Below are 21,614 nucleotides of genomic sequence, written 5' to 3'. Positions count from 1 at the left end.
TTAGATTGATTATAAATAAATTAGATACTATGTATAAAGGTTGGTTTGTTGGAAACTTTCTTCCTTCAGTATGTTCAACACAAGATTTTGAAATAGCTGTAAAGCATTATAATGTCGGTGATTATGAAAAACATCACACACATAAAATTGCGACCGAAATTACAGTAATAATAGAAGGGGAGGCTAAAATGCAGGAAAAGAAAATTAGCAAAAGTGATATCGTTACAATATTACCTGGCGAAGAGACTGACTTCTATGCACTGACCAACGTTACTACAGTGGTTGTTAAATACCCTAGTATTAAAGATGATAAATATCTAAGTGAATAATAATCATGATAAATATTGTAATTCCAATGGCTGGCAAAGGAAGTCGTTTTAAAAATGCAGGGTATCTCGATCCCAAACCAATGATCACTATTAATAATAAAAAAATGATTGAGTTGGTAGTTAATAATATTAAACCAAATCGAGAGCATAGATTTATATTTATCTGCCAATCACAGCACTTGAAAGAGACTACCCTGTATACGGTACTCAAAAATCTAAGTCAAAATTGTATTATTCTAGAAGTTGATAAAGTTACAGGTGGAGCAGCCGAAACCGTTCTGAAATCACAAGAATATATCAATAATGAATCTCAGTTAATGATTGCTAATTGTGATCAATGGATCGATATCGATATCAATGATTATTTAAATGTACTGGATAGTAATCAACTCGATGGGATGATCATGACCATGACAGCCAATGATGATAAATGGTCATATCTAAGATTAAATGATAAAGAAAGAGTAGTGGAAGTAAGAGAGAAAGAAGTCATTTCATCCGAGGCCTCAGTAGGGATATATAATTTTGCACGAGGACAAGATTTTTGCGCCGCAGCAGCGAAAATGATAGAGGATAATAATCATTCTATGGGCGAATTCTATGTCGCACCTGTATATAACTATCTTATTAATCAGAACTCAGCGGTAATCGGGCATTATAATATAGGCGAGGAATTTAAAGGTATGTATGGGCTAGGTATTCCTAATGACCTTGAAAAATTCAAGTCTTCTGAGGTTTTAGTCAAAGCAACTAACTTTTGATAACGCCATGAATATAATACATTGTAAAAATGATAAGAATTTATCGCTAAAAAAAACATTCAGGACACTAGATAATAAATACTATGAAGATCTAGGGTTAGATAATACAACATTAATCACCTTTGCGAAAATCAACTCATCAAATAAAACTAAGAGCATTATAATAAATGGTACCAAACGATTAGCTAATATAACTGAAGAAGATATATTCCTTCATAATATACAATGTGATTCACCCTTTTTTGCCCAAATTTTCTGGGACATCACGCATCGATTAAAACTGGATCGTTATATCTATATCGAAGAAGATCTAAAGGTCGAATCTTTTTTACAGAAGGAATATTATCGTAATAGCTTTGAACTAATAGAAGTTATCGATAGTAAAATTTATAAGTATAAAAAAATAGCTCCCTTGTTAATTGAAAAAGATAAGGGTATGAATTATTGGAGTTTTTGCCTACCCGTTGGCAGTGATGATCCTATCTTTCTAAACCGTTGTGTAGAAAGGATTCTGGATTTAGATATTCCTCATAAAGAAATTATATTATGTGGAAAACCACATGCTGACTTCAAATATTTTCAATACGTTGAGGTTATTGATGATGAGGGCGACGGTAAATCAAATCATTTAACCAAAAAGAAAAATCTATTAGTCAAAAGTGCTAACTATGAGAATGTATGTATTTTACATGATCGTGTGCTTTTACCTCTCAACTTCTTTAGTGCAGTGAGTGAATTCGGAGATGATTATCCATTAACAGCTTTTCAATCATTTTATTTTCAAGATAGACATAATTTTTTACCTAGAAAATATTCAGACTTTAACACCATAGCTCAAGACCTAACGCAAGAAATTGATATTAATAGCGTCGATAAAAAAGATACAAAACTAATTAGTAAATTATTTTACTGTTATCAGCACCCTGCGAGATCAAGCTTTGGTCATGATTACTTGACCGGCAGTTTATATTTAACTAAGAAAAGCTTATGGTTAAAATACCCGCAGAATGAAAATTTATTTTGGAATGACTATGAAGACATAGAGTATGGCATAAGAATGAGTAGTTATGGCATCCCCTCCCGGATTAATCCACATGCTATTACTCAAAGCATGAACTCTCGATCAGTTATTCACTATTATGGTTATGTAGCCACAAACAACCTGAAAGGCCGCATCACGATGTCTCGTTGTGTGTTAGAACGCCTTCCGTTTATAAAAAGAAAGCCACTCTTTCGAATATCTAAGGAAGAGGCGCGGCAGCGTATCTATACTTTTGCGAGCAAGTATGGTGCAAGTAAACAAACGTTATTATTGGTATCGTGCTCAAGTATGACAGGTTTGTCCCGATTCCTTATCATCAAGAAAGTTATTGGGGATATTACTGTTAAACTGGATAAAATTGAATCGTTTATGAAAGATTTTTCTTTCTATATTTTATGTGAGTCGATGGCTCCAAATGAATATGACGATATCATAAGAATTATGTTCTCTTCTGCTAGTCCTAAGGTTAAGAAAAAAACTTTAGTAATGAGCTTTATTTTAAATAATCAGCTATTTCACTCTTTCTCATCCTCGCCATTTTACAAGCAAAACGATGACTGGTTTATCGAAAGAGGATTTTGGAGCTGGTTAGGCAATGTTATTTCAGCTATAAACCTTAAGTACTTTATACCTGGAGTCTATTTTCCTCAAAGTCTTAAGAAAGTATATCATTGTTTAAAAGACACTACACTTTGGAAAACATAATTGATGAAACTAGAGATAAAAGGTATTACAGAAGAAGAGTATGGTTTATGGTGTAATAGTAGTGAGTATAATAAAGAAATAGATGTGATTCAGAGTGATAAATCCATCATCACCAAGCTGGGGTTTAATTTAGAAGAGGTAAAAAGTTTTAATTTAGATTTAACGCACGATAGCTATATTATCTTTGTGAAGGTACATAATGACAAGACTTACGATATCTACAGAGAACATCTGATCACTTTAATAAAAATGATGATTCTTACTAGAAAAGAGTACTTTACCTGTATATATATAGTTTCAGATAAAAATCAAGACTACAAAAATGAGCTAAATAATTTTTTTAATCTTAATACGCATTATGAAAAGAGTCAGCGCTACGGTGAGTTAGTGGCGATTATAAAATGTTTTTCTATGCGTTTTATAGGTTTTACCATAACTAACTTAATAATAAGTCTGGTTAATGTTGTGCAATTGATAATTAGAAAGAAGTAATTTCTTATGTACCAATTATCATTTGTATTTCAAGGGAAAGTAGATTTCGATAACGAATGTAGCGAAATAGTTCGAAATATTCAACGTGTCAGAGTTCTTTATCCACTATCAGAGATAATACTCTCTACATGGTCACTAGGTTCAGAGAGGGAAAATCGACTCCTAGAAAAGCTAAAATATTTAGATGTTAACGTCATATTTAGCGTAGATCCTGGACCTCTGGTCTATAGAGAGGGGAGCTATCAATGGGTTTCAAACATAAATAGGATGATTAACTCTACCAAGAGAGGTGTGGAAGCCGCGACAAGGGAATATGTTGTCAAATTAAGAACTGATAGCTATTTTATAAATAGGAATATCAACAAAATATTTCTGCACAAAAGCATTATTAATAATCGTTTTGATAGAGAAAAAAAATTTTCTTTGTTCTCTGAGAGAATTATTAATTGCAACCTTTTTGCCCGGCACAGTCGCTCATACCGCCCATTTAACTATCACCCAGGTGATATCATGATGCTTGGTAAAAAAGAAGATGTATTGAATTTTTTTAGTTCACCTGATGCTGATGAAAACCTATTTGAAATTATTTTTAATAAAACCATATTTAGTTTAATGCGCTTAGTTCCTGAGCAATATTTATGGGTTAACTATATAAAAAACAGAGTTCATGATTTTAATTACCTTGGTAATAATGCTAGGGGAATGGAATTAACTTCATCGTCTGAGCGATATTATATTAATAATTTTATACCTTTCAGCAGTGAGCAACTGGGTTTTGTATGGCCTAAGTATAGTGATAAATATCATAATAAGGGTAGAGGTTCTATCTATCAGTTTTCTGATTGGGTGAAAATAAATAATCAATTTTATAATAATAAAAAAAGAGTGTACGGCTATAGATTCTTCTATAAAGTCGTGTGCCTCAAAACAATCTATTTCTTTTTTTATCTTCCATTAAGGTGGGGGACACTTAGACGAATCATTATGCAATTGAAAAGTAGGGAGTAATTATAAATGGAGTTTTATAAATGATATCCATATCACATAGAGGATATTGGCTTAATCCTACCGAAAAAAATTCAATGATTGCTTTCAAAAGATCATTCTCTCAGGGCTACGGAACGGAAACCGATATAAGGGATTACTGCGGGGAGTTAGTGATAAGTCATGATCTTCCCTCTAAAGAGGCTATGAGGTTTGAGGATTTTTTGGAGTTATTTGTCCGTTATGATCATAGGCTTCCATTAGCTCTAAATATAAAATCTGATGGCTTAGCTAAATATATAAAAGAATTCTTAAAATATTATAAAGTTGATAACTATTTTTGTTTCGATATGTCCATTCCGGATACGATTCAATATTTAGACGAGAATATGAACGTGTTTATGCGTCGTAGCGAATATGAAATTGAAAATCAACTTTATTCTCATGCGAAAGGTATCTGGTTAGATAGTTTTAGCGTTAATGCTTTAGACAATCGAGAGATAATAAAATATTTAGAGTTAGGTAAAAAAGTCTGCATAGTTTCTCCTGAACTGCATCGTAGAGATGAGAATGAAATGTGGCAAAGCATAAAGTCGCTATCAAAAGAATACTTTAGCTCCGAACAACTAATGCTCTGTACTGATAAAATTGAAAAAGTGATTGATTATTTCTATGAAAAATAAAATAAAAGCTGTTATTTTTGATATGGACGGTGTGTTGATCGATGCTAGAGAGTGGCATTATCATGCATTAAATCGTGCGTTGCAATTATTTGGTATGCCTATCGATTATGAACAACATCTCCGAAGGTTTGACGGTTTACCCACTAAAGAAAAACTACTGACTTTACATAAAGAACAAAATCTTCCATTGAAGTTATTCAAATTCATCGATCAATTAAAGCAAAAGTATACACTTGAAATAGTGGAAACCAGTTGTCATCCACAGTTTCAACACGAATACTTGCTCTCACGTTTGTCGCAAGACGGTTACAAACTAGCAGTAGCCTCTAATTCGATTAAGAAAACTATTGAAGTAATGCTCTCCAAAGCGAATATTATCGATTATTTCGATTTTTATCTTTCAAATCAGGATGTAGTGAAGAGTAAACCGTCACCCGATATTTATGTTAAGGCTATCTCTAGGTTGGAATTATTACCTTCAGAATGTTTAATCGTTGAAGATAATGATAATGGAATTAAAGCGGCTATAGCCAGTGGTGCACATGTGTTAACTGTAAGAAAAATTGAAGAAGTCAATTACACGAATATCATATCCAAAATATCTTCTTTGGAAGGGACTCTATGCTGAAGATAATTACTCCTATGATGGGGAAAGAGCTTTATCGAAATACACCCGATAATTTTTTTCCGAAAGTGTTAAATGAAATCGAGGGTAAGACCATATTTGAATATTCTCAGGAATACCAAAAAAAAATCGATGAAGAGTTTATTAATGTTTATATTAGACCAAGTTTTGCCAACAAACAGTACCAAATAGATAACATCATAAAAAGAGTTGTGGGTGAAAATGCTAGGTTTATTAATGTCACTGACATGACTGCCGGTGCTCTATGTACTTGTTTACTGGCTGCCGAACATTGGCAGGATGATGACGAGTTAATTATATCCTCAGCGGATCAATATTTGGACATAGATTGCCAAGCGATAATCAATTCATATAGGCGATCTGATGTGGCTGTGGGGTTAATTAGTTTTCCATCAGTTCACCCTAAATGGTCATACGTTAAAAGAGATCGTTCTGATGCGATTGTTGAGGTAGTCGAGAAAAATGCGGTCAGTAATGAAGCATTAGCAAGTTTCTTTTATTTTAAACAAGCGAGTCTCTTTTTCAGGCTAGCAACATCAGCCATCATGAAATCCAGGTCGAAAGATAATGTATTTTATTTATCGGCTTGCATCAACGAAGCGCTACTAGAAGGAGTCAAAGTTTCCTCATATAAAATAGAAAATAATAAGTATTTTAATTTTTACGATTTCGATGCTGTAAAAAGATTTAATCAATAATTAATTTTATTATTTAATAAGGATGTTAAATGAAAAAATCAATTTTTCCACTGATTTTTTTATCTCTATTCACTTCTCCCACTATCGCTTTTGATAATGTTATCAGCTTTGGAGATAGTCTAAGTGATGGTGGGGCAATGGAGCTTTTTGGTTCGAAAACCAGATATATTTCTGGCCACGATACGCTTCTCTACAATGAGATTCTCTCTTTAAATTTCACTAATAAAAATTTAGTCGTCAGCACAGAAGGGGGGAACAACTACTCTTTATCAGGTGCTACAGCAACTAACACGCCTCTTCTTATTTACAAAACCGAAAAGCAAATCGAAAGCTATCTTAGTAAACATGATGGTAAGGCGAGCAAAGATGATTTGTATATCTTTTGGGCGGGTGCCAATGATATTACTACCGATGTAGAGATGAGTTTACTCAAATTTAATTTCAAAAATCTCTTCAACGATGGTGTTAACTACCAGCTCTCTGACGCGCCACAAGCGGTTGCCAGACAGGTTGGAACGCTTTTGGAAAAAGGCGCTGGTCTTGTTGTCGTACCAAATCTCCCTAATGCTGGACTCAGTCCATGGACCGCTACTGCATTATTTAGCTTTTCACAAATGCTTTTGGGGGGCAACATCTTGGACCTTCCTAGTTTATATATGATCCAAGATACCGCACTACGCCAGCAGGGTAATGTCTACGGTGAGGAGCAACGCCAAGAAGCCATTATCACCTCATTATCTAAGGTGCTTAATAATTATGGCTTGCAATTACCTCATGACCTTATCGCAAACGTTTACCGTACGCTACTTTCTATGGAGAATCGCTTAACTCAACAATTCAATCATGATCTTGAATCAAGCCTTTCAACGTTGAAGGGAAATATCGCTTACGTTGACAGTTATGGTCTTTTCCAGGAAATGATTGATAATCCGCTGAATTATGGTTTTGATAATATTCTGGTACCTATATGCCAGATTGGGGTAGGGGCACCATTCTGTGATAACTCACAATCGTCATGGCATGATGACCAAACCTATCTTTTTTCAGATTGGTTTCATCCAAGCCCTGAAGCGCATAAAATTATCGCGCAATATATCACTTCCTTAATTAATGCTCCTTTAGTTGTCACTAAACTTGCTGAACCTGTAAAAAACTTGATGTTGGGGCAAAATAGTTTTCTTATGTCACAACTCTCCCTATATCGTCAAAATAGTCTGACGGCACGTCCCTACCAAATTTTTGGAGGGTATCAAGGGCAGCGAGTTGCTCATCATTCCTCATCAAAGCAACCTGAAGGTCGTAGTAATTTAGGCGTCATTATTAGAGCTAACGACGCTATTGCGATAGGTGGTGCTTTTAGTATTGGTAGTGCTAATAACCTTGAACTGAGTCCGGCTCTACAAACCGATTATACTCATAAAACGCTGTCACTTTTCGGGCAATTATTACTCGGAAAAACCTGGTTAACCACCCAGATTAGTGTGGGTGATATCAAATTTAATGATATCACTCGTACTGTTCCTCTTGGTAAAGCATTAAGAAAAGAACGGGCGACTACTAAAGGGAACCACCTAAGTGGTTCAATCAATGCTGGGTATGACTTCACCTTTGGCGAGCAGCTGATCCATGGCCCTCATATTTCGGTACTTTATAGAAAGGGAAAAGTAAATGGTTTTGTTGAACAGTCGACAACCAGCAGTTCGATGAAATTTAGCCGCCATCGTTTTTCAGATAGCTATCTTTCCACTGGTTGGCATTTTTCTTCGAGGAATAAACGTATAAATCCTTTTTTCGAGATTAACTACATACACCCTCTTTACAAACAAGAAAGTTCTATCAGCGGTGGTTTAAAAACTACAGGTACTAGTTTCAATGCTTTAGAAAAAAATAAAGATAGTTCTAATATTAATATTAAACTCGGCACGGCATTTAATATTAATAATAGAGCTCAAGCTTTCATTGCTGCTGACTTGCCTAAAGTCAGGAATGAAATATCTGATATTTATTACTCTGCAGGGTTGAATTTTACTTTCTAATTTAATTCTAATAGAGGGGTTTCCCTCTATTAGAAATGAGGTGAATATGTCAATTCATAAAAAAAGTAATATAGTAGCTATCGAAGCCTTACGTGGGATTGCCGTAATCTCTGTAGTACTCTACCATTATAGTTGGTTTATTCATCCGTTAGAGTCGACATTTTTACGCAAGGGCTATATAGGTGTTGATATCTTTTTCATCATCAGTGGTTTTTTAGCATGTTATACAACTGCGGGAAGTACTCCATCACTGTCTCATTCAGTAAAGTATCTGTGTAGTAGAGTAATACGTATTTGGCCTGCTTATTGTATCGTCACAATACTCTATGTTTTCACAAACTATATAGTTAACTCTACCTATCCAGACAGTTGGGCTTTGATCAAGAGTCTAGCTTTTTTACCCCAATCAAGTATGGGAAGTCCTTCATATGGTGCTCCCATTTTGGATGTGGGCTGGACACTGAACTATGAGTTTTTTTTTACCTTATCGTTGGCATTAGCATTCTAATTGTTAAAAAAAGACAGATAGCAATTATTTCTATGTTAGTTGTTATCTTTATCATTAAGTTTATTTTGATATCCTTAGGTAAAGAGATCAGCCAAGGGATAATGGCGTGGTTTAATTTAGCTACTAACCCTATTATCTTTGAGTTTATCTCAGGGTATTTTATTGCACATTATTTTAAAATAATAGTTTACTTGGTTAATAGAGTGAGGGTTTCAGTATTTATATTGACAATAGTTATCTTGTTAACTCTAGTGTATTTTGAGATGAAGACTTTTTATTTTTGTTCTGATTTTCATATAGGAGGGATGTTTCTGCCAGCTTTATTTATTTTCTTTTTTTGTATAAAGATTTTTGATTTAGATAAAAAAACTGTTCCACGTTTTCTAGTCTTTACTTCTAGAATATCTTATTCGATCTATCTACTACATATGGCTATTATTTTCGCTATCATTGATGTATCGACATGGGTTTTTGGAAGTGACGTCTTTGGGGTTTTTTCAGCAAGATTTAACCTGTTTTTTATATCTTTATTTTTTTCCTGGGTAGTCAGCTATTACTTCTGTTTTTATGTTGAAGAGCGGTTATCGAGAAAAATAAAGAAATATATATTCAGAGTATGAATGAGTTTATAATGGAGATTACTCAATGAGTAAAAAGGATGAAGTATTGAAAGTTGTGTCTGAGCTATGCGAGAAGCATAACAGTGTGAAGGTACAACGCGGCCAATTACCGGATTTAGAGTTGTGGCCTAAAACTCGTGATATTTCAGATAAGTGTGATTCTAGTATCTACGTTACAAGGAGTCTATTACTTCAACTGGTTGAAGAGGGGAAAATTATTAAATCCCCCCAGCTATACTCTAATTCTTTACGTTGGTTCATTAAAGTTCCACGTTAAGAACCCTCTACCTAAAACGCTAAAGGCTCCGCTTTTATAACAACGTAGCCTTTAGCGCATTAAGGATTAATCAAACGACCTATATCTTTATAGAAGTTTTCCCTAAGCTTTCCTTTTCGCAGTGTACCCTCACGGTAAAAATATACTTTTCTGAGATTGCACTGCAAGATGTCAGCGATATTTTTTGTGTTTAAATTTAATAGATAACCACGAAGCAGTGATACTTGTTCTTTAGATAGGTTGATCCTATCGTAAAAGACAACACTGTAATTTCTCTTACAGCGTTCACCATCATCTTGGCAGAGAACACGTGTAAAAAAATTAAAATCTTCTAACGATAATCTCTTGTCAATTTCGTAATCTGCACTTTTTATCGACATAAATTGATGTAATATTGAAAAAATACAAATTTTTACTCCATTAATACTCTCTCTAATTTTTTTAATGTCTAACTCTGGATCGATAATCACGCTACTGGTGGTCAATGTATCATAGAAGACAAGGTCAATTTGAGAGCGCTGTGGATATTGAATAAGGTCTTGTACAGAATTAAATCGTAGAACTAATATATTTTTAGATATTTGTTGGCAGACTGATTCAATTGCAATTTTTGTGAAATTGCACGTATCAATGATAGCTATAGAACGAACGTATTCCTTGTTATTCATATAACACCATAATCATTACAGTTAAAGTTAAGTTTATGTTTATTGATTAGTTAAGGGTATTAATATTTTCTTCTTAATTTCATCCTTTTAAATTTAAGTAGATTTGGTTGATTATGTCAGGCTTTCTCTTTCTCTTCCATATACAAATTTAAAAATCGCTTAAAATAGGATTGTTACTTTATTTTGGTTTTTTTTCGATAAAATCTGAATATTTCACCTTTTAAGTGTTTTCTTAGTTATTAGCGGAATTTTTATTATCTTCATACTTAATGTTTCCACTTATATGATTAAATAATCATTACTTCAGTCGTGTTATGTGATCGTGAAATGCTTTTTAAGTAAGAAAATTCCGTTTTGGGGCCTATTACTTGTCAGTTTTGACTTTGGTTGCTATGTTTTTAGCAGGCATTACAACTTACAAGGATTGATCAAGATGAAAAAGACATTAACTGCAGCAGCTATTTCAATGACTCTTTTGGCTTCACACGCTTTTGCTGATACAACGCCAACCGCTTCCCAGCAACTGCAAGAAAAGACTCAGCAACTGCAAAACCGCGCTTCTGAGACTTCTCAAAAAGCTCAAGACCGTGCATCTGAAACCACGACTGAATCTAAAAATCGTCTTAACGAAAACGTAGACAAAGCTAAACACCGTCTACAAGGCGACAACAGCGACAGCACTAAAGCCAAAGAAAGTGCACAGCACAGCTGGAACAAGACCAAAGAAGGTACAACCAAGGGTTGGAATAAAACCAAAGAAGGTGCCAAAGAAGGTTGGAACAAAACAAAAGAAGCCACCTCTAAAGGTGTAGATAGCACTAAGCAAGGCGCTAGCAGCGCTTGGCAGAAGACTAAAGACGCTGCCGCGAGTGCTAAAAAATCCATCAGCGATAGCACAAACTAATACGCTCTTGGTTAAGGGCCTCCATGAGGAGGCCTTTTTTTATTCCTCTAAAAGATGACCATATTCATTGAGTAGGCATTGCGTCACGCCATTTGTCCAACCAAAGCCATCCTGTAGCGGGTATTCGCCGCCGCCGCCAGACACGTTATCACCGTCCACCACATTATATTTTTCGACGAGTTTGTGTTTTTCTTTAAAAAGTTTACTGACTGTTTTAAGCCAGCGTACGGCTATCTCCTCTGCTAACGCATCTTCGCCGTATTTTTTTAATCCCTGAATAGTCATCCATTGCAAAGGGGCCCACGCATTAGGTTTATCCCATTGTTCACCACTTTCAATTGTGGTGGAGACTAACCCGCCAGGTGCCAAGAGCTGTTCGTTAATCTGTTTAGCGATACGCTGAGCTTGAACTGGCGTGGCGAGTCCGGTGAAAAGGGCTACCGAGGTTGCTGCACTAAAGAGTCCGAATTGCTCTCTACGCCAGTCATAATCGCGAAATACGCCGCTTTTCGCATCCCATAGCCAGTGATTAATCGCATTCAAACGGTCTTCAGCCTTCTTCTCCCATGCTAAAGCGGTAAGTTCTTCGCCATTCTTCTTAGCAATAGTGGATATCGTGCACTCTAATTTGTAGAGAAACGCATTAAGGTCGATGGGAATGTATTGCGTAGTACGGATACTGGCCAATCTCATCGGGTCTCTCAGCCACCGTGATGAGTAATCCCATCCAGAGGCGGCACCTGCCCGTAAATCACGGAAGACTTCCTTAGAGGGTCTTTTCGATGATGAGGCTGTTTCAATATCCTCACGCCACGATTCATCGCGAGGCGTATCACGATCGTCCCAATAGCGGTTAAGCATTGACCCATCCGGCATCTTAACCACATGACGAAATGCTTGATTGGGATTCAGAGAGCCAGAACCATCCATCCAATAGTGATACTCGGAGATTAGATAGGGTAAATAGTGCTCGCTACCGCCAATATTAGCTGATTCACATAACTCAACCATTAGCGCGAAGACGGGCGGTTGAGAACGGCTAAGATAATAGGTTCTATTACCATTGGGGATATGGCCATATTTCTCAATCAACCAAGCGAAGTTATCCGCCATATTTTTTAGTAATTCGACTTTACCGCTTTCGGCTAAGCCGAGCATTGAAAAGTAGGAATCCCAATAATATACCTCGGTAAAACGTCCGCCTGGGACAATATAGGGTTTAGGTAAGGGGAGTAGCGACGTATTGGGATGATGACTTTGAGGGTTTCTAATCATCACTGGCCATAGTGCATCGATATGCTGGCTGAGCGTCCTCTTTTCATGCTCGGCATGAGCATAGTTATGAGGCGCTTCCGGCAGGTAAAAATTATCCTGTACAAATTGCCGTAGCGAAAAATCTTGGTTACGACGGGCCAGTTTACGATATGAGATCAGAATATCGACAGGGTCGTGCTTAGGCGCGCAATCTGCAAAGGTTTTGCTGTCCTCAAAGATGTGCTGGTTTTGCACATCCTCGAATAATTCTAAATAGCGGTCTGAGGGGGTGAGTGCGTCTGCAGACGGCATACCCGCAATATGTTCAGGCTCTGGTTCATGATCGTCGTCATGGTCAGTCAGTTCAAATTCCTGAGCGTTCTCGTAAAGATCGTCCTCATCGTAATTATCGTTTTGGTTATCCGGGATCGGCTCTTTCTGTTGTCGCGACATGGAGAATTGCCTCCTTAACACATGGGCTTATAAGCAACGGGTATATCGATCAAGTATAGACAATGAACAATAGTTGGAGGGGGATGAGGCGACTTAAGTGAGTGTAAGCTAAGATTTCATCTAAGTCCTAATAGGTCGAGGTGGACAGGTTTCTTGGTCGAGATTGTAAAGGTCGATATCTGTCGTAACATGATAATAAGCATTATTACTATTAAAGTTAAGCGTGCAAAGGTAGACTTCGACAGATTCTTACTAAGGAGAAAGTATGACTAAAACCCTGAGTTCTGGTAAACAGGCACCGCATCGTGTTCGTAATGAGCTAAAATTTCGCACCCTAACGGTCAGCGATAAACAATTGGTTGCAGAACAATTTTGGCGCATAACTTTCCACTCCCAAGCGTTGGAGGGCTTTACCTCACCAGGTACTGACGATCATATTAAACTCTTTTTCCCTGAAAAGAGCGCAACGGCACCCGTCATCCCAACGGTGACCGATGAAGGTATCGTTTGGCCAGATAATCAGCGGCCGGAATCTCGAGATTATACTCCCCTTGAATTTGATGGTAAGGGGTCACTTGTTATCGATTTTTACCGGCATGAGCAAGGCGTTGCCAGTGAATGGGCGGAGAATGTTAATGTGGGTGATTCGCTAACGATTGGTGGGCCACGTGGGTCGCTAGTCATCCCAGATGACTATTCCCAGCAACTTTATGTATTCGATGAGACGGGCTTACCCGCGATGAAACGGCGATTACGTCGCTTGCAAGCAGACAACGTTCTACTGATCGCGTTTGCCAAGCGCCAAGTGGTCGAAGAATACTTAGGGGGGCTACTTGCCGATTACACCTTACATTGTTTAGAAGATCACACAATGGATACTAAAGGTATCGAGCAGTGTATCAGCCTCAGTAACCCGCTACATTTCCCAGCTGATGATCATTTCATCTGGCTGACGGGAGAAGGGAAAGCGGTGAAACTTCTCAGCGACCATTTTATTGAGCAACGAGAGTGTTCACCGGAATTAGTCAGAGCCGTTGCCTATTGGCATGCTAAAGAGTAAGTCTAGGTGGTTAGTACAACGATGCGCCCACGAACCTTTCCTTCAAGAAGACGGTCGGCAAGCTCTATGGCTTGATCCAGCTTGATGGTTTGATAGGGGATCGGTAGTGACGAACATTTGAGTAATGTCGCGAAGCGCTGCCATGCAGCATGACGCTGCGCGACTTCGCAGTACACGCTATCAACACCGACTAAGCGGATACTGCGGAGGATAAAGGGCGCCACACTGGTATTGAGTTCGAGGCCTTGAGCCATTCCACAGGCAACCACAGTTCCATTGCGCTGCGTCGCTGCCAGTAAGTTAGCGAGGGTATGGCTTCCAACACAATCAATGGCGCCTGCCCAGCGTTCGGCCTGGAGTTTCTTACCGGATTCAGACAGCTCACTTCTCGAAAGAATTGAACGAGCACCTAAGGTCTTAATTAGATATTCCTCGGCATCACGGTCGCCGCTAATGGCGATAACCTCATAACCCAGTTGCGCTAAAATCCAAGTACTAAAACTACCTACTCCACCACTGGCTCCACTGACGGCAATCGGGCCTTTTTCTGGGGTAATTCCTTGTTGCTCTAACTGTAAAACGGCGAGCATAGCGGTTAGCCCCGCTGTACCAATTAACGCCGCATTAAGGGGAGATATCTCCTCCGGTAGTGCGGTCAGCCATTCAGCTTTCGCTGAAAACTTCTCAGCGAGTCCACCATGATATTGTTCACCAATTCCCCAGCCAGTGACGACGGCGAGTTTCCCGATTGGCCACTGTGTTGATTCGCTGGCAATTACCTCACCAATCATATCGATGCCGGGTATCAGTGGAAACTGGCGGATAACCGGAGCTTTGGCACGGAGCGCTAACGCATCTTTATAATTAAGTGAGGAGTAAAGGACGCGAAGTGTAACGGGAAGGTGGGCGAGAGTGGTCTCATCGACGGCGGAAAGCGTAGCGGAATTTTTATCGATTTTAGGGTCGGTAAGCCAAAGAGCGTTAAACGTCATAACTTTTCTCCCAGATACTGAAAAAAGAAGGGACCTCGAGGGTCCCACTTTTTATTTTGCAGATTTGTAGAGCGCGATACGCTGTGTCTCAAGTTGGGTAACGCGTTGGCAAACTTGTTGGCCAAATTGTTGGAAATCGTCTTCGTGCTGTTTCCACTCTTGCTGAACCGCTTGTTGCAAACCACCCAAATTACCGACTAATGCTTGTAATGGGTTACCGTTACTACTGAGGTTCTTCATATTACCCATTTCATTCAGGCTATCTTGTAGTACGCCACCCATCGCATTTTGTACGAGTTTTTCACTGTCTTGATGAACGCTATCGATAGCACTGTGATGATAGGTCATGACATCATTTTTCTGCGAGAGAACTCGTGCAAATTGTAATTTTAGCTGGGAGTTTAAGTCATCCAAACGTTGATGAATCCCACTTTCTGCGCCGAGTTTTTCGGTAATGATTCGGTCTAAAGCGGTTTTTGCTTGATCGAGTCGTTGATGCGCACCCTGATTAATCCACGGCATATCTTTACGCACAGCAGCTTGATAATTGATGGCTTGCTGACGTACCGCAGCGGAGGGCTGAAGAGCCTTACCATTGAAAGTAATATCCCCATTAGGGGTAATGACCATGGTGCCATCATTTCCGACGATAGCGACACTTTGTGGTGACAGGGTAATATCATCTTTAGGGATTGAATCACACTGATAAGCAGCATGAGCTTGTACGGCTGAAACAAGTAGCGTAGCGAGTAAAACTTTGCGTAGCATGGAGTTTCTCCAGAAAGGGGGAGGAGGTTGACGGACAATACAGGCAGCATTATCCGTCTTAAGGTTATACTGACTTAGTCCCACCAAACATCAAACAGTTCCGTGACTTGGACGTTTTCTAAGCCTTTAGCAGACAGCCATTGACTTACCGCCGTGCGGTGTTCGTCAGTACATTTACCGGTTTTCTGTAAGCAGACTAAGCCTTCCCATTGTAAGTAGCCACTGCCATCGTAAGCCAGCCCCTGTGGCTCAATCACTTCACTGATGAAGTCATCAACAGTCTTATCGATTGTGGCCGTATCGGTACCCGCTGGGAACGACCAAGCGACAGAAAAGCCAAATTCTTGAAACTCATCAAGATGTAATTTTTTACGTAAACGACGACTACGATTAACAGCCATTATTTAATCCTCTCAAACATTAAATCCCACACACCATGTCCTAAGCGGTGACCCCGCTGCTCAAACTTGGTAAGTGGGCGTGAATCTGGCCGAGGGACATAAAGCCCTTCCGGCGATTGGTTGGTATAACCTGGGATGGACTGCATAACGTCGAGCATGTGCTCTGCATAGTTTTCCCAGTCTGTGGCCATATGGAATACACCGCCAAGTTTCAATTTGCGGAGGATAAGCTCAGCAAAAGGGATTTGCACGATACGGCGTTTATTATGGCGTGCCTTATGCCAAGGGTCAGGGAAGAAAAGTTGAGCAAGACGTAAAGAATTATCAGGAATCATCTTTTCCAAGACTTCTACTGCATCATGACACATGACACGTAAATTGGTGACACCAGCCTCTTCCGCACTGGCTAGACATGCGCCGACACCTGGCGCGTGGACTTCGATACCCAAAAAATTCTGATGAGGATTGGCTTTGGCCATCTCCACTAAAGAGGCTCCCATACCAAAACCAATTTCCAACACTAATGGGGCTTCACGGCCAAACACCTGCTGAAAATCCATAGGTTCAGCACTGTATTCAATTCCATTGATTGGCCAAAGTTCGTCAATGGCTTGTTGCTGGCCTTTGGTAAGGCGGCCTTGGCGTCGAACAAAACTTCTTATCCGGCGTAATGGACGCCCATCTTCATCAAATTCTGGTGTAATGACGTCATTAATCATATTAAGCCTACAAATGTTTCAATTTTAAGTGGGGATTATGCAAAGTTAAGCATGATTAGCAAGCCTTTACCAAGCAGTGGTTTACTTAATGCTAGGTCTATGCTGCAATTTATCTATCTCTCTTCACGAATTCTGTACAAACGATGTTAACTACCACCGATGCGTCATCTTTTGCTAGCCAAGTCTTGACATGGTATCACCAGTTTGGCCGAAAAACGCTGCCTTGGCAGCAAGAAAAAACGCCCTACAAGGTATGGCTGTCTGAAGTGATGCTTCAACAGACGCAAGTGGCTACGGTCATTCCTTATTTTGAACGTTTTATGGCGCAATTTCCAACGGTTGCCGAGCTGAGTGCCGCGCCGATTGACCAGGTGCTGCATTTATGGACAGGCCTCGGCTACTATGCGCGAGCGCGTAATCTTCACAAAGCAGCCTGCCAAGTAATGAGTGAACACCAAGGCCAGTTTCCAGAGCGCTTTGAGCAGGTCGTTGCCTTGCCAGGGGTTGGGCGCTCAACGGCGGGAGCAATACTCTCCCTTTCTCTCGGTCAACATCATCCTATTTTAGACGGAAATGTGAAGCGCGTATTGGCCCGTTATTATGCGGTAGCAGGATGGCCAGGGCAGCGTGAGGTTGAAAGTAAATTATGGGCATTAAGCGAAACAGTGACCCCGAAGCATGAAGTGGCAGCGTTTAACCAAGCAATGATGGATTTGGGGGCAATGGTTTGTACTCGTTCGCGGCCTAAATGTGAGCTTTGCCCGCTTAATGATGGCTGTATTGCGTATGCTCAGCACAATTGGCAGGATTATCCAGGCAAAAAGCCAAAAAAAGATCTCCCAACTCGAGAAGCTTGGCTATTGTTAATGAAGCATGACGATAGGGTATTGCTGGAAAAACGGCCCAGTCTCGGTATTTGGGGCGGGTTATACAGTTTTCCTCAATTTTCAGATCGCGTAGAGATGGAACAATGGTTATCGCAGCGCGGCATTACGGCTACGCCACAACAGTTGAATGGCTTTAAGCATACCTTTAGCCATTTCCATTTACAGATTATTCCGGTGATGATTGAGCTGACTACTATTACGGCTTTAATGGAGGAATCTGTTACTCTCTGGTATAACTTAGCGCAGCCGCAATCGGTGGGATTAGCCGCACCGGTACAACGTATTTTGAACGAGTTAAGTCACGAACTCGCCATAGCGCATAATAATTAACAGGATTGACTTATGAGCCGTACAATTTTTTGCACATTTTTAAAACAAGATGCTGAAGGCCAAGACTTTCAACTTTATCCAGGTGAGCTAGGTAAACGTATTTTCCAAGAAATTTCTAAGCCAGCATGGCAGCAGTGGATGGCCAAGCAAACCATGTTAATCAATGAACAAAAATTAAACATGATGAATCCAGAACATCGTAAGATTATTGAGCAGGAGATGGTTAGCTTCTTGTTCGAAGGGAAGGATGTTCAAATTGATGGCTACACGCCGCCAGAGCAGTCAAACTAACTCATATTTAAACTTACGCTAAGCAGCCAGAACGTCACCTTATGAAAAAATTGATTCCCCTAGTGCTTATCGCACCACTGCTTGTCTCTTGCTCGAGTGATAAAAAAAGCGTTTTTCACGAAGATTGGGTAAAGGACACCAATGGTTTCGATATCCTTATGGGCCAGTTCGCGCATAACATCGAAAACATTTGGGGAATAAACGAGGTTCTGATTGCCGGTCCAAAAGACTACGTAAAGTATAGCGACAACTACTACACACGCAGCCATATCAACTTCGAAAGCGGTAAAATTACTATCGAATCGATATCGGGTACTAACCCGATGGCGAGCTTACGTGACGCGATCATTACGACGCTATTAATCGGTGAAAACCCAGGTAATGTCGACCTCTATTCTGACGCTAACGATATTAATCTGAGCCAAGAGCCATTACTTTATGGCCAGGTACTCGATAACACCGGTCAACCCATTCGTTGGCAAGGACGGGCGGGAACCTTCGCCGATTACCTGCTTAAATATAAATTGCATCGTCGGGTTTCCGGGATGCACGTTATTTGGTCCGTGACCATTCCGATGGTACCCAACCACTTAAACCAACGTGCTCACCGTTACCTGCCAATGGTACGTAAAGCTTCTGATCAATATGGGGTGGATGTTTCACTGATATTGGCCATCATGCAAACGGAGTCCAGTTTTAACCCCTATGCAATCAGTAATTCTGATGCGTTAGGGCTAATGCAGGTTGTCCAACATACCGCTGGCGTCGATGTCTTTAAAATGAAAGGCAAGTGGGGTAAACCGAGCCGTAGTTACTTACTCGATCCAGAAAATAATATCGATGCAGGAACGGCTTATCTGTCTATTTTGCAGAATAACTATCTGGCGGGAATTACCGATCCCCAATCGAGACGCTATGCAGTCATTACCGCTTATAACGGTGGAGCAGGAAGCGTATTGAAGGTCTTCTCGAGTAATAAAAACAAAGCGGTGGCGATTATTAATGCGATGCCACCGACGGAAGTTTATCGTATCTTGGTACGTAAACATCCTGCTGCTGAATCGCGGCGTTATCTGTATAAAGTGGATAAAGCGCAGCGCAGTTATTTCCGGTATTAAACGTTAATCCGAATCACTAAAGTGCCTTGCTCGAGTGAGGCACTTTTAGTCAGATAACAGTTAACCTTGTAGCCAAGTCATGTAGAAAGCGTACCGCAAGCAGTTGGATAGGCTGCTAGACGATGAGGGGAGGCACAAGAATTAATAAAGCGCTTAGCTCCAAACCTAGAACAGCATATGATGCCGATATGAAGTGCCCCAGAGATAAATAAAATTTTCTCGGGGCACGTTTTTTTCTATTCCGTTTCCGGTAGGAACGCTTCAAGTAACGAATTTAAAAACAATTTGCCTTTAGCGGTGATTTGCCAATGTTCAGCAGTTTCTTGTAAATAGCCAGCCTGAATAGCGTTATCGAGTGCAGGCCGTACTTGCTGTTCTGCCAAGCCAGTTAACTCGACGAAATCTTGACGCGGGCAAGGTTCCAATAAGCGGAAACGATTCATAAAAAATTCGAAGGCTTTATCTTCATCCGCAACCATAAATTGCTTATCGAGGTATTCCCCCCGCATAAACCCTTTAGGATGACGTGTTTTTACGGTACGCATAATCTTGCCATCCGCTAGCGTAATTTTGCCATGCGCCCCACAGCCAATACCGAGATAATCCCCAAACCGCCAGTAATTAAGGTTATGTTCGCAACGGTAACCGGGCTTAGCATAGGCCGAGGTTTCATACTGCTTATACCCTGCCTCACGCAGTAGCTGATCCCCTTGCTCGAAAATATCCCATAAATCGTCATCATCGGGTAGCTTAGGAGGACGAGAAGCGAATAGCGTATTGGGCTCAATCGTCAATTGATACCACGAAAGGTGAGGGGGATTGAGCGCGATCGCTTGGCGTAAATCGGCTAAAGCCTGCTCAATACTCTGATCCGGGAGGCCATGCATAAGGTCGAGGTTGAAACTCCGTAGCCCTAAGCCCGTCGCGAGCTGTGCTGCACGCTCGGCTTCTTGCGGACCGTGGATCCTTCCTAGACGTGTTAATTTCTCCGCATCAAAGCTTTGTACGCCAATCGAGATACGGTTAATTCCTGCTTGTTGGTAGCCACTGAAACGTTCTGCTTCAACCGTGCCGGGGTTGGCCTCCATTGTCACTTCACAGCCAGTGGAGAGAGGGATACGCTCGCGTACCCCATCCATCAGCAGTTGCATGGCTTGGCTACTTAATAAACTCGGCGTCCCCCCACCGATAAAGATCGTTGAGAGTTGCCGTCCTTGAACTAAATGTAGACTCTCATCTAAATCTTTAAGTAAATGCTCAACATATTCCTGATGCGGCACCTCGCCCTTGAGGGCGTGAGAGTTGAAATCACAGTAGGGGCACTTTTGGACGCACCAGGGAATATGAATATATAAACTGAGTGGGGGCAAACCTTTAGCCATTACGTAATGCTTCCATCAGTTGCTGCAAAGCTTGGCCACGATGGGAGAGTGCAGATTTCTCTGCCTTACTCATTTCCGCTGCCGATTTCTGTTGCTCAGGGAGATAAAATATTGGGTCATAGCCAAAGCCGCCTTGACCGCTAGGTTCGCGAGCAATCATGCCCGGCCAGCGACCGTAGCAAACGATAGGGGTAGGGTCGTCTGCATGGGCTAAATAGACCAAGACACAATGGAAAGCAGCTTGTCGCTGTGCATCCGGTACGTCCTGCATGGCCGTTAATAGCTTATTCAGGTTGTCGGTATCACTAGCGGTTTCGCCCGCATAGCGTGCAGAGTAAATACCGGGTGCGCCTTGTAGCGCATCGACGGCTAATCCTGAATCATCGGCAATCGCGGGTAGGCCGGTTACGCGTGCAGCATGGCGGGCCTTAATCAAGGCATTCTCGATAAAGGTCAGCCCAGTCTCTTCAACTGAGCCTACCCCGAGTTCGGTTTGCGCGGTAATCGTTAAGCCAAAATCGCGTAGTAATTCGGCCAGTTCGCTCACTTTACCGGCATTACCGGTAGCCAGCACAACATTTTGTCGAGCAAGATGATTCGTCATAA

At 40.4% G+C, this 21,614-nt stretch carries 24 protein-coding genes; 16 read left to right on the top strand and 8 right to left on the bottom strand.

The window, feature by feature from the left end:
• The first annotated feature begins 5 nt into the window (after nt 1–5).
• From HGT71_RS08815 to HGT71_RS08765, 11 genes are all read left to right on the top strand, one after another.
• Complete coding sequence (locus HGT71_RS08815; protein ID WP_214217452.1) at nt 6–329, top strand: cupin domain-containing protein; 324 nt, start codon at nt 6–8, stop codon at nt 327–329.
• 5 nt (nt 330–334) lie between these two features.
• Nucleotides 335–1,090, top strand: a complete 756-nt coding sequence (locus HGT71_RS08810; protein ID WP_214217451.1) for a glycosyltransferase family 2 protein — start codon at nt 335–337, stop codon at nt 1,088–1,090.
• Between the two features lie 7 nt (nt 1,091–1,097).
• The gene (locus HGT71_RS08805; protein ID WP_214217450.1) at nt 1,098–2,837 is read left to right on the top strand and encodes a hypothetical protein; all 1,740 of its coding nucleotides are present in this window, start codon (nt 1,098–1,100) and stop codon (nt 2,835–2,837) included.
• A 3-nt stretch (nt 2,838–2,840) separates the two neighbouring features.
• Nucleotides 2,841–3,329, top strand: a complete 489-nt coding sequence (locus HGT71_RS08800) for a hypothetical protein (protein ID WP_214217449.1) — start codon at nt 2,841–2,843, stop codon at nt 3,327–3,329.
• Between the two features lie 6 nt (nt 3,330–3,335).
• The gene (locus HGT71_RS08795) at nt 3,336–4,337 is read left to right on the top strand and encodes a WavE lipopolysaccharide synthesis family protein (RefSeq protein WP_214217448.1); all 1,002 of its coding nucleotides are present in this window, start codon (nt 3,336–3,338) and stop codon (nt 4,335–4,337) included.
• 20 nt (nt 4,338–4,357) lie between these two features.
• On the top strand, nt 4,358–4,996 hold the full coding sequence (locus HGT71_RS08790) for a PI-PLC domain-containing protein (RefSeq protein ID WP_214217447.1): 639 nt from the start codon (nt 4,358–4,360) through the stop codon (nt 4,994–4,996).
• A complete protein-coding gene (locus HGT71_RS08785) occupies nt 4,986–5,624 on the top strand; it encodes an HAD family hydrolase (protein WP_062812316.1) in 639 nt (212 codons plus the stop codon). The genes HGT71_RS08790 and HGT71_RS08785 overlap by 11 nt, the downstream gene beginning before the upstream one ends.
• Nucleotides 5,618–6,340, top strand: coding sequence for a glycosyltransferase family protein (locus HGT71_RS08780; protein ID WP_214217446.1), 723 nt, complete (start codon nt 5,618–5,620; stop codon nt 6,338–6,340). Before HGT71_RS08785 ends, HGT71_RS08780 begins: the two co-directional genes overlap by 7 nt.
• A gap of 29 nt (nt 6,341–6,369) precedes the next feature.
• Entirely contained in the window at nt 6,370–8,376 is a 2,007-nt protein-coding gene (locus tag HGT71_RS08775; protein ID WP_214217445.1) for an autotransporter domain-containing protein, read from the top strand.
• Nucleotides 8,377–8,422: 46 nt separating this feature from the next.
• Nucleotides 8,423–8,884, top strand: a complete 462-nt coding sequence (locus HGT71_RS08770) for an acyltransferase family protein (RefSeq protein WP_241596117.1) — start codon at nt 8,423–8,425, stop codon at nt 8,882–8,884.
• A gap of 645 nt (nt 8,885–9,529) precedes the next feature.
• Complete coding sequence (locus HGT71_RS08765) at nt 9,530–9,781, top strand: FaeA/PapI family transcriptional regulator (RefSeq protein WP_214217444.1); 252 nt, start codon at nt 9,530–9,532, stop codon at nt 9,779–9,781.
• A 59-nt stretch (nt 9,782–9,840) separates the two neighbouring features.
• On the opposite strand, the gene HGT71_RS08760 is transcribed toward HGT71_RS08765, so the two are convergent.
• Nucleotides 9,841–10,449 (bottom strand): hypothetical protein, encoded by a 609-nt coding sequence (locus HGT71_RS08760; RefSeq protein WP_062812100.1) that lies wholly within the window; start codon nt 10,447–10,449, stop codon nt 9,841–9,843.
• Between the two features lie 433 nt (nt 10,450–10,882).
• Between HGT71_RS08760 and HGT71_RS08755 the strand changes: the two genes are divergently transcribed.
• The gene (locus HGT71_RS08755; protein ID WP_048913913.1) at nt 10,883–11,353 is read left to right on the top strand and encodes a hypothetical protein; all 471 of its coding nucleotides are present in this window, start codon (nt 10,883–10,885) and stop codon (nt 11,351–11,353) included.
• 39 nt (nt 11,354–11,392) lie between these two features.
• On the opposite strand, the gene treF is transcribed toward HGT71_RS08755, so the two are convergent.
• On the bottom strand, nt 11,393–13,060 hold the full coding sequence (gene treF, locus HGT71_RS08750; protein WP_214217443.1) for an alpha,alpha-trehalase TreF: 1,668 nt from the start codon (nt 13,058–13,060) through the stop codon (nt 11,393–11,395).
• Between the two features lie 265 nt (nt 13,061–13,325).
• Between treF and HGT71_RS08745 the strand changes: the two genes are divergently transcribed.
• Complete coding sequence (locus HGT71_RS08745) at nt 13,326–14,120, top strand: siderophore-interacting protein (RefSeq protein WP_214217442.1); 795 nt, start codon at nt 13,326–13,328, stop codon at nt 14,118–14,120.
• A gap of 2 nt (nt 14,121–14,122) precedes the next feature.
• On the opposite strand, the gene HGT71_RS08740 is transcribed toward HGT71_RS08745, so the two are convergent.
• From HGT71_RS08740 to trmB, 4 genes are all read right to left on the bottom strand, one after another.
• Nucleotides 14,123–15,112: an MDR family oxidoreductase gene (locus tag HGT71_RS08740; RefSeq protein WP_214217441.1), complete on the bottom strand. Its 990-nt coding sequence runs from the start codon at nt 15,110–15,112 to the stop codon at nt 14,123–14,125.
• A gap of 51 nt (nt 15,113–15,163) precedes the next feature.
• Nucleotides 15,164–15,880 carry a DUF2884 family protein gene (locus tag HGT71_RS08735; RefSeq protein WP_214217440.1) on the bottom strand — a complete coding sequence of 239 codons (717 nt, stop codon included), beginning with the start codon at nt 15,878–15,880 and terminating at the stop codon, nt 15,164–15,166.
• Nucleotides 15,881–15,954: 74 nt separating this feature from the next.
• Nucleotides 15,955–16,281: a YggL family protein gene (locus tag HGT71_RS08730; protein ID WP_099824069.1), complete on the bottom strand. Its 327-nt coding sequence runs from the start codon at nt 16,279–16,281 to the stop codon at nt 15,955–15,957.
• Nucleotides 16,281–17,000 (bottom strand): tRNA (guanosine(46)-N7)-methyltransferase TrmB, encoded by a 720-nt coding sequence (trmB, locus tag HGT71_RS08725; protein ID WP_214217439.1) that lies wholly within the window; start codon nt 16,998–17,000, stop codon nt 16,281–16,283. The genes HGT71_RS08730 and trmB overlap by 1 nt, the downstream gene beginning before the upstream one ends.
• Nucleotides 17,001–17,143: 143 nt before the next feature.
• Here trmB and mutY point away from each other — a divergent pair, with 143 nt between their 5' ends.
• From mutY to mltC, 3 genes are read left to right on the top strand one after another with little or no spacing between them, the layout of a single operon-like run.
• Entirely contained in the window at nt 17,144–18,217 is a 1,074-nt protein-coding gene (gene mutY, locus HGT71_RS08720; RefSeq protein ID WP_214217438.1) for an A/G-specific adenine glycosylase, read from the top strand.
• A gap of 12 nt (nt 18,218–18,229) precedes the next feature.
• On the top strand, nt 18,230–18,508 hold the full coding sequence (locus HGT71_RS08715; RefSeq protein WP_048912667.1) for an oxidative damage protection protein: 279 nt from the start codon (nt 18,230–18,232) through the stop codon (nt 18,506–18,508).
• A gap of 41 nt (nt 18,509–18,549) precedes the next feature.
• Entirely contained in the window at nt 18,550–19,626 is a 1,077-nt protein-coding gene (mltC, locus tag HGT71_RS08710) for a membrane-bound lytic murein transglycosylase MltC (RefSeq protein WP_214217437.1), read from the top strand.
• Between the two features lie 236 nt (nt 19,627–19,862).
• On the opposite strand, the gene hemW is transcribed toward mltC, so the two are convergent.
• On the bottom strand, nt 19,863–21,008 hold the full coding sequence (hemW, locus tag HGT71_RS08705; RefSeq protein WP_214217436.1) for a radical SAM family heme chaperone HemW: 1,146 nt from the start codon (nt 21,006–21,008) through the stop codon (nt 19,863–19,865).
• Nucleotides 21,001–21,612 (bottom strand): XTP/dITP diphosphatase, encoded by a 612-nt coding sequence (locus HGT71_RS08700; RefSeq protein ID WP_214217435.1) that lies wholly within the window; start codon nt 21,610–21,612, stop codon nt 21,001–21,003. Before HGT71_RS08700 ends, hemW begins: the two co-directional genes overlap by 8 nt.
• Between the last annotated feature and the right edge of the window lie 2 nt (nt 21,613–21,614).

Origin of the sequence: Rosenbergiella epipactidis (genome assembly GCF_018494055.1) — a bacterium.
Classification (GTDB): domain Bacteria; phylum Pseudomonadota; class Gammaproteobacteria; order Enterobacterales; family Enterobacteriaceae; genus Rosenbergiella; species Rosenbergiella epipactidis.
Note: the sequence above shows the minus strand (reverse complement) of the source record. Positions and strands in the feature narration are given on the sequence as shown.